The sequence below is a fragment of the Streptomyces odonnellii genome (genome assembly GCF_000981895.1).
Lineage (GTDB): Bacteria > Actinomycetota > Actinomycetes > Streptomycetales > Streptomycetaceae > Streptomyces > Streptomyces odonnellii.
Map to the genome: position 1 here is coordinate 1 of NZ_LATD01000589.1, position 1613 is coordinate 1613.

The following is a 1613-nucleotide window of genomic DNA, read 5'->3' on the forward strand; positions in this document are numbered from 1 at the left end:
CCATGACCCCGGCCCCGAACCCCTGCTTCCTCGCCCCCGCAGGGCTTCTCAGTCCGCCCGGCCCGTCGCCGCGACCGTCACCCCCAGCCCGATCATCGCGAACCCGCCCGCGCCGCCGACCATCGACAGCCGCCGGTCCGACCGCGCGAACCAGTTGCGCGCGGCGGAGGCGCCCAGGCCCCACAGGGTGTCCGTGACCAGCCCGATCCCGATCGGTATCAGCCCCAGCAACAGCATCTGTGCCGGCACCTGGCCCGCCGAGTGGTCCACGAACTGCGGGAGTACGGCCGCGAAGAACACCACGCCCTTGGGATTGGTGATCCCCACGACAAAGCCGTCCCCGACCGTACGGAGATCCCCGCGCGCCGGGCCCGCGGGCGCCGACATGGCCGAGGCCCGCATCTCCTTGCGGTGCCGGAAGGCCTGCACCCCCAGGAAGACCAGATACGCCGCGCCCGCCAGCTTCACCGTCAGGAAGACCGTCACCGACTCCTCGACCAGCGCGCCTATCCCCAGCGCGACAGCCACCACCAGGGCGTATGACCCGGCCACATTGCCGAGCACCGTCGCCAGTGCGGTCCGCCGCCCGTGCGCCAGCGCCCGGCCGATCACGAACAGCACGCTCGGCCCCGGGATCACGATCACGAGCAGGGACATCGCGGCGAAGGCCAGGAACCGGTCCATCGACACCATGCGCATACCTCCAGTACGTACCTATGAACGACCGGCACCCGGCGGCCGGGCATTTCCCACCGGCGGCGGATCTCCCGAAGCGGCCGTGAAAGCTACGGCAACAAGCCGGCGTGCCTGGCCGCCACCACCGCCTCCAGCCGGGTGTGCGTGCCGAGCCTGCGCATCGCCGAGCGCAGATAACCCTTCACCGTCTCCGGGCGGAGCCCCAGCAGTTTTGCCGTCGCCGCGTTGGTCGATCCCGCCGCGACACAGCGCAGGACGTCCACCTCGCGCGGTGCCAGCGTGACCGGCTGCGGCGCCGGGGCGTCCACCGGCCGTGCGGTCCCCGCGAGCCGCCCGCAGACGGCGAGCACCTCCTCGCGCAACTCCGCGTCCACGATCCGCGGCGCCAGCGCGCGCAGTTCGCCGTGGGCCGCCCGTATCTCCTCCCGGGCCTCGGCAACGCCCGCCGCCCCGTGGGCCGCCGCGAGCAGCCGCCGCACCTCGTCCCGTACGACAAGCGCCCGCTCCACGTCCCGCGCGGCGGCCACCGCCGCGTCGAAGGCCCGCTCCCCGATCGGCAGGGCGCTGCGCAGCGCTCCGTACAGCACCCCGCGCACCCTGCGCCGTACGACCACGGGCACCGCGAGCACCGAGCGCAGCCCCTCCGCCGCCACCGCCGCGTCGTACTCGTGGCTGATGTGCCGCGCTTCGTGATAGTCGGTCACCGCGCACGGTCTGGCCATGGCGATCGACTTGCCGCCCAGACCGTGCCCCGACGAGATCCCCAGCCCGCGCAGGGCGCTCGTCGACGTCCCGTGCAGCTCGGCGATTCTCAACTGCCCCGCCTCATGGGTCAGTCCGCCGAACGCCACCGTCAGCCCGGTCGACCTGCGCAGCCGCACCAGCGCCGCCCGCATCTCCACCGCCTCGCCCATGCC

2 protein-coding genes are annotated in these 1613 nt (G+C 73.4%); both read right to left on the minus strand.

All coding sequences use genetic code 11. The features are described 5' to 3' along the window. Positions 1-48 precede the first annotated feature (48 nt). Positions 49-693 carry a LysE family translocator gene (locus tag WH07_RS35385; protein WP_046509290.1) on the minus strand — a complete coding sequence of 215 codons (645 nt, stop codon included), beginning with the start codon at positions 691-693 and terminating at the stop codon, positions 49-51. 92 nt (positions 694-785) lie between these two features. Then, the gene (locus tag WH07_RS35390) at positions 786-1610 is read right to left on the minus strand and encodes a helix-turn-helix transcriptional regulator (RefSeq protein WP_063775891.1); all 825 of its coding nucleotides are present in this window, start codon (positions 1608-1610) and stop codon (positions 786-788) included. Positions 1611-1613 lie beyond the last annotated feature (3 nt).